This is a genomic window from Streptomyces sp. NPDC006332 (assembly GCF_040612855.1).
GTDB lineage: Bacteria > Actinomycetota > Actinomycetes > Streptomycetales > Streptomycetaceae > Streptomyces.
The window spans coordinates 1-9,834 of the sequence record NZ_JBEXRA010000111.1; the positions used below are offsets into that span (position 1 = coordinate 1).

Genomic DNA, 9,834 nt, shown 5'->3' on the forward strand with positions numbered 1-9,834 from the left:
GGGCAGACGTGCTCTTCGCGATGCTCCGCGACGGCACCTTCTACCAACCACCAACCCCGATCACTTCTTGACCAAAGTCATAGGGGCACCCCCCCGGCTGCCGCTCCGGCTAGGAGATCCGCACCTCGTACGTCGCCACGCGTACCGTCTCGTCGTCCAGGCACACCCCGGTCTCCAGGTCGAAGCGCTGCTTCAGGAGCGGCGAGGCGACGAACGGGCGTCCCTGGTGGGTGCCGGTCAGGCCGCGGGAGAGGACCGCGGCGCCGCTGAACGGGTCGCGGTTGTCGATGGCGTACAGCTGGCCCGCGCGGTCGCGGAAGAGGGCGGCCTGGTGGCCGTCGGGGAGCAGGGCCGCCACCCCGCGGCCCGGCAGCAGGGCGCTCAGGTCGCAGACGGTGAACCAGGCGTCGTCGCCCGCGTCGAGTTGGAGTTGGACCTTCAGGTCGGTCGTCTCGGGTGCCAGGGTCATCGCTGGGCGCTTCCTTCCAGGACGTCGGCCGGGTTTGCGGTGGGCCGCATGCCGATGGACAGCAGCGGCAGGTCGGGCTTGATCTGGTCGCGCTCCGGGATGAAGCCGACGACCGGGTCGGGGGTGTCGGGGGCGTTCACGAAGGAGACGAACCGCGACAGCTTCTCGGGGTCGTTGATGGTCGTCGCCCACTCGTCGGCGTAGTGCGCGACGTGGTCCGTCATCAGCGACTCCAGCTCCTCGCAGATGCCGAGGGAGTCCTCCACGACCACGTCCCGCACGTGGTCCAGGCCGCCCGGGATCCGCTCCAGCCAGGTCGAGGTGCGTTCCAGACGGTCGGCGGTGCGGATGTAGAACATCAGGAACCGGTCGATGAGACGGATCAGTTCGGCGTCCGACAGGTCCTGCGCGAGCAGGTCCGCGTGGCGCGGGGTGGCGCCTCCGTTGCCGCCCACGTACAGGTTCCAGCCGCTCGCGGTGGCGATGACGCCGAAGTCCTTCGACTGGGCCTCCGCGCACTCCCGGGCGCAGCCCGACACCGCCGACTTGAGCTTGTGCGGGGAGCGCAGTCCCCGGTAGCGCAGCTCCAGGTCGATCGCCATGCGCACGGAGTCCTGGACGCCGTAACGGCACCAGGTCTGGCCGACGCAGGACTTCACGGTGCGCAGGGACTTGCCGTAGGCGTGCCCGGACTCGAAGCCGGCGTCCACCAACCGGGTCCAGATCAGCGGGAGTTGTTCGACGCGGGCGCCGAACATGTCGATCCGCTGACCGCCCGTGATCTTCGTGTAGAGGCCGAAGTCGCGGGCGATCTCACCGATCACGATCAGGCCCTCGGGGGTGATCTCACCACCGGGAATGCGGGGGACGACCGAGTACGAGCCGTTCTTCTGGAGGTTGGCGAGGAAGTGGTCGTTGGTCTCCTGGAGCGCCGCCTGCTCGCCGTCGAGGACGTAGCCGCTCGCGCCGATGGTCGGGGCGAGGGAGGCGATGATCGAGCCGACGGCCGGCTTGCAGATGTCGCAGCCGTCGCCGCCCCGGGCGCCGTCACGGCCGTAGCGGTCCAGCAGGTCCTGGTAGGTGTTGATGCGCAGGGCGAGGACGATCTCGTACAGCTCCTCGCGGGTCTGCGAGAAGCAGCCGCACAGGCCCTTGTCGACCTCGACGCCGCTTGCCTCCAGCTCGGCGTTGACCAGCTGGCCGAGGACCTTGACGCAACTGCCGCAGGTGGTACCGGCCTTGGTGCACTTCTTCACCTCGGGCACCGTGGTGCAGCTGTGCTCGGTGACCGCGCCGCGGATCGTGCCCTTGGTGACGTTGTTGCAGGAGCAGATGATCGCCTCGTCCGGCAGCGCGGTCGGGCCGAGCTGGACGGACTCCCCGGCGCCGGCGGGCAGCACCAGCGACTCGGGCGACACCGGCGGAACCGAGCCGGTGAACGCCTTGAGCGTGCCGTACGCCTCCGCGTCGCCGACCAGGATGCCGCCGAGCAGGGTGCCGTCGCGGCCGATGACCAGCTTCTTGTACAGGCCCGAGCGGGAGTCGGAGTAGACGACGTCCAGGCAGTCCTCGGCCGTGCCGTGCGCGTCACCGAAGGACGCCACGTCCACGCCGAGCAGCTTCAGCTTGGTGGACAGGTCGGCGCCGGTGAACTCCGCCTCGTCCTCGGCGATCGTCGCGGCCGCCGCCTCGGCCTGCTCGTAACCGGGGGCCACCAGGCCGTACACCCGGCCGTCGGAGGCCAGCGCGCACTCGCCGATCGCGAACACGTGCGGGTCGGACACCGTGCGGCACTGCTCGTCGACGGTGATGCCGCCGCGCTCGCCGACCGTCAGGCCGCAGTCGCGGGCCAGTTGGTCGCGGGGGCGGACACCGGCGGAGAACACCACCAGGTCGGTGTCGAGTTCGGAGCCGTCGGACAGCTTCATGCCGGTGACCGCGCCGGACTCGTCGACCACGATCTCCTGCGTGCCGACGCCCGTGTGGACCGTCAGGCCCATGTCCTCGATGGTGCGCAGCAGCGCGGCGCCGCCGCCCTCGTCGACCTGGACGGGCATCAGGCGGGGCGCGAACTCCACGATGTGGGAGGTGAGTCCGAGGCCCTTGAGCGCGCCGGCCGCCTCGAGTCCGAGCAGACCGCCGCCGACCACCGCGCCGGTCGTCCGGGTCTTCGCGTACTCCTCGATCGCGAGGAGGTCGTCGATCGTGCGGTAGACGAAGCAGCCCTCGGCGTCCTTGTTGGGGACGGGCGGGACGAAGGGGTACGAGCCGGTGGCGAGCACCAGGACGTCGTAGTCGACGACCAGGCCGGAGCGGGCGGTCACCCGGCGCGCCTCGCGGTCGATCGTCTCCGCCGGGTCACCGACGTACAGCTCGATGCCGTGGTCCTTGATGAACTCCATGTCGGTCATCGAGAGGTCCTCGGGCGACTTGCCCGAGAAGTACGAGGTGAGCGCGACCCGGTCGTAGGCGGGGCGCGGCTCCTCGCACAGCACGACCACGCGGTGCGTGGCGGTCAGGCCGCGTGCGGCGAGCGCTTCGAGGAAGCGCTGGCCGACCATGCCGTGGCCGACGAGCACGATCGTGGGGGTCGTGGACATCAGGAGCCTCCGTCGTTGGTGAGCAGGTGGAGCAGGGGGCCGCCGTCGGACGGGAGCGGCTCTGCTCCCTCCCAGGCGCGCGCGAGCGCGCCGACGGTGCCGAGTTCGCCGACGAGGACCCCGCCGACCAGGCGGTCGTCGCGGACGACGACCTTGCGGTAGGTGCCTCGGGTGGCGTCGGCGAGCTGGACCACGTCGTCGCCGGGAAGGGCCTCCGTCTCGCCGAACGCGGCGAGGTCGAAGGCGCTCTGTCCGGCGAGGGTGAGCCGGGTGAGTGAGCGGGTGCCGGTGTAGCGGGCGCCGAGGTCGCCCGCGCTGCCCGCCTCGCCTGCCGCGCCCGCCTCGCCGGCGAGCAACTCGGCGAGGATGTCGGCCTGTTCGAGGGCCGGAGTGGCCAGCCCGTACACGGTGCCGTCGTGCTGGACGCAGTCGCCGACGGCCCGGATGTGCGGGTCGGACGTACGCAGTTCGTCGTCCACGACGATCCCCTTGCGCACGTCCAGGCCCGCGGCCTGGGCGAGACCCACCCTCGGGTGGACCCCGCAGGCCAGGACCACCAGGTCGGCGTCGAGGGCGTAACCGTCGGCCATCTCGACCGAGCGGACCACGCCGCCGACGCAGCGCACGTCCCGCACCCGGCACTCGGTGTGGATCTCGACGCCGAGGTCCTTCAGGTGCCGGCGGACGAGCTTGGAGGCCGACGGGTCGAGCTGGCGCTCCATGAGCCGCTCGGACTGCTGGGCGAGGACGACCTGGGCGCCGCGCAGCGCGAGCGCCCGGGCCGCCGAGACCCCGAGGAGTCCGCCGCCGATGACGACCGCCTTCACACCCGGCCGGACCGCCTTGGACAGGCCCAGGCAGTCGTCCATGGTGCGGAAGGCGTGGACGCCCTCGGGCAGCACGTGGTCGGGGGTGAACAGGCCGCGCAGCGGCGGGAGCACCGGGTTGGAGCCGGTGGCCAGGACCAGGTTGTCGTATGCGATCTTCGAACCGTCCGCGCACTCGACGGTCCGTCCGTCCCGGTCGATGCCGGTGACCCGGGCCCGGACCAGCCCGGCGGGCGCCGGGAGGGCGATCACCTCGGGGCTGTAGCGCCCGGCCAGCACTTCGGCGAGGAGCACCCTGTTGTACGGACGGTGCTCCTCGTCGCCGACGAGCGTCACGGGCGTGCCCAGCTCGCTGAGCCGCCGGGCGAGACGGACGCCCGCGAGGCCGGCGCCGATCACCACCACACGCGTATTCGAGGTCATGTCTAGGAGCGTGCGGTGTGGGTGTTACCCGGTCGCATCACGTCTGTTTCCCGCGGGGAACGCTGCCCTCAGCGGGGACGGGTGGCGGGTGTGAGGGTTCGGGACGGGCGCGGGGGGAGCGCTGTGAGGTCCGCGGGCCCCTCGCACACCCCTTGCACACCCCCGGGGCAGGTGTCGTCAAAAGGACCTTGCCAAGGCGGCGTAGCCATCAGACAGGGTGTGCTGCTCCGAACTGCTCGTCACCGACGATGCGTTGGGCCGCTTCGGCAAGCCCGCGCTCGCTGCCGAGGTCGTAGTAGCTGCCGCTGCTGACCGATACGGCGACCGGCTGCGACCGGAGGACCGACAGGAGCCCGTCGGTGAGGCGGTACTCCCCTGACTCCTCGTGCTCGGCCACCGAGGCGAGAACGGAAACGAACTCGGCGGGGAAGGCGTACCTGCTGATGTTGATCAGAGCCTGACCGCCGTCGACGAAGCCGCTGTCCTTCTCGACGAGATCCCTCAGCAGCAGCCGCCCGTCGGTCTCGGCCGTCCGGAGGCGGCCGTAACGCTCCAGGGCGACCTCGGCCACCGGCTGGCCCACGAGCGCGTACCCGCCGGCGGCCTCGCGGGCCAGCTCCGCCAGGGTCGAGAGGCCGGGCTCGTCGACGAGAAGGTCGTCGCTGGAGAGGAAGAAGAAGCTGTCACCGGCGACGAAGTCCTTGGCCAGCAGCACAGGCAGCGCGGTGCCGTAGCTGTCCTCCAGGGACTGCTCGACGAAGGTGATGGACGGCACCGAGCTGATCTCGTCGAGGCCACGCGCCTTCTCGGCCCAGCCTCGGCGGGTCAGCAGGGCGCGCAGGTCACTGTCGTCGCCGTAGTACCGCTGGATCTGCGTGCTGCCCTTGCGCACCACGATCGCGATCTCCTCGACCCCGGCGGCAGCACACTCACGGACGAGGTAGTCGATCGTGGGTCGACGGCCGATGGGCAACATCGCCTTCTCGACCACCTTCGTGATCGGGAACATGCGCGTACCCAGTCCTGCGGCGGCGATGACGGCCTTGCGGACAGTGGTCACAGCAGGATTCCTCACGTCGTGACTTCAGGGACGCCGGGCACGGCCAGGCCATCCGACGGTACGGGCCGCGCATCACGGAACGCGAGTCGGTGAGTGCGGCCGGGCGCGGGTCAGGCGGGCGAGGTGTCGGGGCGGGCGTCGTACTCGGCGCGGGCGGCGTCGATCTGCGTCAGGTGCGTGATGCTCCACTCCAACAGGGGTGCGGTGGCTTCGCGCAGGGTCCTGCCCATCGGCGTGAGTTCGTAACTGACGTGCGGCGGCATGACGTTGCGGACGGTCCGGGTGAGGATCCCGTCGCGTTCCAGGCCGCGCAGGGTGACGGTGAGCATGCGCTGGCTGATCCCGTCGACGGCCCGCTTGAGTTCGGTGAAGCGGCGCGGCCCCTCGCTGAGGTTACGCACGATCAGCAGCGACCACTTGTCGCCGACGATGCCGAGCACTTCACGGGCCTGGCACGGGTCCTTCGGCCGTGCCGCGGTGCCGGCCGCCCGCGACTCGCCGCCCACTGCGCCGCTCATGGTTACCTCCAGAGAACCGGGGCACCGAAATGTGCCTTATTGATCGGAGTGCGGCAGGTGCAGCACGATGATTTCGGTTCCTGAAGAGTACCGAGGCACCAACAGGAACCGAGATGCTCCCGCGCCTCCACGCCCCGAACAGGAAAAACTCCCCTGATGTCAACCTTTCTGCTGGTACACGGCGCCTGGCACAGCGGCCAGTGCTGGGAGCGGGTGGTCCCGCTGCTGGAATCGGCCGGTCACCGCGTGTTCGCGCCCTCACTGACCGGCTACGGCGACAAGGCCCACCTCCTCGGTCCCGAGGTGGGGCTCGACACGCACGTCGCGGACGTCGTCCAGCTGATCCACGAGGAGAACCTCACCGAGGTGGTGCTCGTGGGTCACAGCTACGCGGGGCTGGTCGTCTCGTCCGTGGCCAACGAGGTACCGGAACGCATCGCGCACCTGGTGTACCTCGACGCGATGGTCCCGGAGCACGGCGAGACCGCTGTCGACGTGCAGCCCATGACCCAGCACCTGATCGACCTGGCCGCCAAGTCCGACGACGCCTGGCGCATCCCGCCGCTGCCCGAATTGCCTGCGCCCCTCGGCCTGTTCGGGGTCACCGACCCGGCGGACGTCGCATGGCTGCGTGCGATGCTCTCCGACCAGCCAGTGCGTTGCCTGCGGCAACCGGTGCGGCTGGACAACCCTGCCGTGAACTCCATTCCGCGCACGCACATCCACTGCGTCGGCGCAGAGCCGGAAGGCATCGTGCGCCGGCCGGTCCCCGCGACCCAGCCCAACGGCTCCCCAGCGCGGATACGGGAACTGCCGACCGGGCACGACTGCATGATCACCATGCCGGCGGGGCTGAGTGAACTGCTGCTTGAATCCACCCTTCGGTAGCGTCCGGACCGTGACCCGGCCGAGCTCGTAACCTGAGGGCGGACTCGGACGAGGGCATGGTTCCAGGAGCCACTGACATCGGTCACGGGCGAGGAGGACCCCGCCAGCCCAACTGCCGCTAGGAAACCTCTTGTTGCTCACCGGAGGTCAGCAGCACATCGACCAACCCCGTGGTGTCCTCGGCACCGTGACCCTGACCCGCCGCCAGGCGCCGCTCCATCAGCGCCATGTACGGCGTCAGCAACTCGGCGCTCACGCCCTGCTGCTCGGCCGTGCGCAGCAGGGTCGCGTTGCCGGTGACCTGCATGGCGAGGTTGGAGAGGACGTCCTTGGTGTAGTCACCGCGCTCCAGCCGCTCGGCCACCCCGTGCGCCATGGGAGCCATCGCGGTGAGCCACGACACGAGCAGCGGCGCGAAGTCCTTCGGGGCGATGTCCTCCCGGCGGATCAGCGCGAAGGCGTGCGTGATGCCGGCGAACATCCCGCTCATCGCGCTCAGCAGCGCCACGTCGTGCAGCGCGGCGAACCCCGGGTCCGCGCCGGTGTACGTGGCCCCGGCCGGGACGGCGAGGGTGTCCCGGTGCTCCTCGAAGAGCGCCGCACCCCCGCTGTAGAAGACGTACGCCCCGGAGTTCGCGGCTCCGATCATCGGCGGTACGGCCATGATCCCGCCGTCCAGGAAACGGGCCCCGCGCGCCTCGGCCCAGGCGGCCCGGTCCCGTCCCTGGGCGGGCGTCCCGGTGGTCAGGTCCACCAGGTCCCGGCCCGTGAGGTCGGCCGCGTCGAGGGCCTCGCCGACGGACGCGTGGTCGAGGAGACAGACGACCACCAGCCGGTTCGCGGCCACCGCGGCGGCGGCGCTCGGGGCGACGGTCGCGCCCTCGGCGGCCAGTGCCTCGGCGCGGGCGGGGGTGCGGTTCCAGACGGTCACGGGGTGGCCGGCGGCGAGCCAGGCGCGGGCGAGGGCGGTGCCCATCGCGCCGGTGCCGAGGAGGGTGAGGGGAGTGGAGGGGGAAGGTGTGCGCGGGGCAACCGCGTTGTCAGTCATGGCGATTAGGCTCGTCGCAGGGCAACGGCCCGCTCAAGTACGTACTTCTGAGTGGGTGGTTACCACCGGGAAAGAGTCCAGGCGGGGGAGGGGCGGCAATGACGACCGTACGGCGGCCGGGGGCGTACGTCTGCGGGATCGACGCGGCGATGGATGTGATCGGCGGCAAGTGGAAGGTGCTCATCCTGTGGGCGCTGCACGTCAGACCACGCCGCTTCGGTGAGCTGCGCAGGGAGCTGCCCGGCGTGACGGAGAAGGTGCTCGCGGCACAGCTGCGGGAGCTTGAGGCGGACGGCATCGTGCACCGGGAGGCGTACGACGAGGTGCCGCCGCGTGTGGAGTACTCGCTCACGCCCCTGGGGATCTCCCTGAACGCGGCACTGGGGCCGCTGGGCGCCTGGGGGCGGGTGAACCTGCTGGCGGGCTCAGCGGCTGCCCGTGAGGTGCGCGAAGACGACGACGTTGCCCTGATAGCCGGTGCTCCGTGAGTAGCCGCCACCGCAGGTGATCACCCGCAGCTCGGGCCGCGCCGCGGCGCCGTACACCTTCGTGTCCGGGAAGCTTTTCGCCTGGTAGGCCTCCACCGCGTCCACGGTGAAGACGGCGACCGTGCCGTCACGCCGGTCCACCTCGACGGTGGCGCCCTTCTTCAGCGCGCCGAGGTCGTAGAACACCGCGGGACCGTCGGCGTTGTCGACGTGCCCGGCGACGATCGCGGTGCCCGTCTCCCCGGGGGTGGTGCCGGCCTCGTACCAGCCGGCGAGGTTCTCGCGCGCGGCGGGCGGGACGTCGAGTCGGCCTGCCGGGGTGAGACCGAGGCCCGTCAAGGGCGCGTTCACCCGGATCGAGGGGATGCGGATCCGGTCGGGCGGGGAGGGCGGCAGCGCGGGCGCGCCCGGCGCCGCGGACCGACGGGTGTCCTGCCCGGCGTCGCGGCCCGCGTGCGCCTGTGCGGCGGACGGCTGCGGCGGGGCGTGTGTCTCGGTGCCGCTGCGCAGCAGCCAGGCCCCGGTGCAGAGGGCCGCCGCGGTGACGGCCGATATGGTGGCGTTCTGGACCCTGCGCATGACGCTCGACCTCTCTTCTGGCCGGGGCCCCTTCCCTCCTGCCGGGGCCCATTGCTGGGGTCCCCGTCCCCCTCCGGGCCGCGAGGGGGAACGGACCCGGAGGGGGAGGGGACACGCGGTACCGGCGGACGGACGGCGGAGGGTGTCCGTCAGATCCCGTCGCCTCTCGCCCGGCGATGCAGGAGCCAGGTACCGCCCGCGGCGGCGACGGCGAGAGCCGCCACACCGGCCGCGGTCTGCACGGGATCGGGGCCAAGTGCGCCGCCGACCCCCGTCTTCACACTCCCCCGCGGATACACCGGCTCGCGCTGGGACGTCAGCGTGACGACCAGGTCACCGGTCACCCGCCGACCGCTCACCGCGCAGGTCGCGACGATCTCGTAGGTCCCCGGCTGGGCGCTCGGCGGCACCCGGAACCGCCCGAGCGCCTCGCCCTCCCCCTCGCGGGCGCTGGGCGCCATCGTGAAGACACCGGCGCCCACGGCTCCCGCGTCGCCCGCCGCCGTGTTGATGTCCCCGCAGGACGCCGAGGTCACCGTGACCTGCCCGCCCGGCACGACCGAGGACGGGGACACCTCCAGTCCGGTGGTGTCACCGCCGTACGCGGGTACGGCGGTGAGGCCCGCGGCGGCCACGGCGAGCGCGGCAGCGGTCAGCGGGCGGGCGGTGCATCGCATCGGTGCTCCCTCGAGCGGTTTCGGTGGGACTGCCCTTCCGAGGTAAGTGGCACCGAGCCCGACCCGCTCCCTGAGGGATCGTCAGAAATAGGATGAATGGGTGCCGCCAAGGAGCCGCCCAGACCTGAACCACCCGGCGTTTCGGCTGGTCACCGGGGTCTGGGGAGGCGTGTGGAAAGAGGCTCCGATGGGCGGAGGGGGAAGGGGGTGAACGGGTGACGGGCGGCTGCCCCGGCCCGAAGGCAGTGGCAGCCGCC

Annotated in this window: 10 protein-coding genes; 2 read left to right on the forward strand and 8 right to left on the reverse strand. The window is 71.4% G+C overall.

Annotated elements, in window-relative coordinates:
* Positions 1 to 109: 109 nt before the first annotated feature.
* From nirD to ABZ027_RS42495, 5 genes are all read right to left on the reverse strand, one after another.
* Positions 110 to 469 (reverse strand): nitrite reductase small subunit NirD, encoded by a 360-nt coding sequence (gene nirD / locus ABZ027_RS42475; protein ID WP_356778353.1) that lies wholly within the window; start codon positions 467 to 469, stop codon positions 110 to 112.
* The gene (gene nirB, locus ABZ027_RS42480; protein ID WP_356778355.1) at positions 466 to 3,069 is read right to left on the reverse strand and encodes a nitrite reductase large subunit NirB; all 2,604 of its coding nucleotides are present in this window, start codon (positions 3,067 to 3,069) and stop codon (positions 466 to 468) included. The genes nirD and nirB overlap by 4 nt, the downstream gene beginning before the upstream one ends.
* A complete protein-coding gene (locus tag ABZ027_RS42485; protein WP_356778357.1) occupies positions 3,069 to 4,319 on the reverse strand; it encodes an FAD-dependent oxidoreductase in 1,251 nt (416 codons plus the stop codon). The genes nirB and ABZ027_RS42485 overlap by 1 nt, the downstream gene beginning before the upstream one ends.
* Before the next feature lie 208 nt (positions 4,320 to 4,527).
* Positions 4,528 to 5,379 (reverse strand): sugar phosphate nucleotidyltransferase, encoded by an 852-nt coding sequence (locus ABZ027_RS42490; RefSeq protein WP_356778359.1) that lies wholly within the window; start codon positions 5,377 to 5,379, stop codon positions 4,528 to 4,530.
* Between the two features lie 110 nt (positions 5,380 to 5,489).
* Positions 5,490 to 5,897 (reverse strand): helix-turn-helix domain-containing protein, encoded by a 408-nt coding sequence (locus ABZ027_RS42495; RefSeq protein ID WP_356778361.1) that lies wholly within the window; start codon positions 5,895 to 5,897, stop codon positions 5,490 to 5,492.
* 156 nt (positions 5,898 to 6,053) lie between these two features.
* Here ABZ027_RS42495 and ABZ027_RS42500 point away from each other — a divergent pair, with 156 nt between their 5' ends.
* Positions 6,054 to 6,785, forward strand: a complete 732-nt coding sequence (locus ABZ027_RS42500; protein ID WP_356778363.1) for an alpha/beta fold hydrolase — start codon at positions 6,054 to 6,056, stop codon at positions 6,783 to 6,785.
* A gap of 118 nt (positions 6,786 to 6,903) precedes the next feature.
* Here ABZ027_RS42500 and ABZ027_RS42505 read toward each other — a convergent pair whose 3' ends face one another.
* On the reverse strand, positions 6,904 to 7,833 hold the full coding sequence (locus ABZ027_RS42505) for an NAD(P)-binding domain-containing protein (protein WP_356778365.1): 930 nt from the start codon (positions 7,831 to 7,833) through the stop codon (positions 6,904 to 6,906).
* A gap of 98 nt (positions 7,834 to 7,931) precedes the next feature.
* On the opposite strand from ABZ027_RS42505, the gene ABZ027_RS42510 reads away from it, so the two are divergent.
* Positions 7,932 to 8,321 (forward strand): helix-turn-helix domain-containing protein, encoded by a 390-nt coding sequence (locus ABZ027_RS42510; protein ID WP_356778367.1) that lies wholly within the window; start codon positions 7,932 to 7,934, stop codon positions 8,319 to 8,321.
* On the opposite strand, the gene ABZ027_RS42515 is transcribed toward ABZ027_RS42510, so the two are convergent.
* Complete coding sequence (locus tag ABZ027_RS42515; RefSeq protein ID WP_356778369.1) at positions 8,259 to 8,900, reverse strand: class F sortase; 642 nt, start codon at positions 8,898 to 8,900, stop codon at positions 8,259 to 8,261. The genes ABZ027_RS42510 and ABZ027_RS42515 overlap by 63 nt on opposite strands.
* Before the next feature lie 149 nt (positions 8,901 to 9,049).
* Positions 9,050 to 9,577, reverse strand: coding sequence for a hypothetical protein (locus ABZ027_RS42520; protein WP_356778370.1), 528 nt, complete (start codon positions 9,575 to 9,577; stop codon positions 9,050 to 9,052).
* Positions 9,578 to 9,834 lie beyond the last annotated feature (257 nt).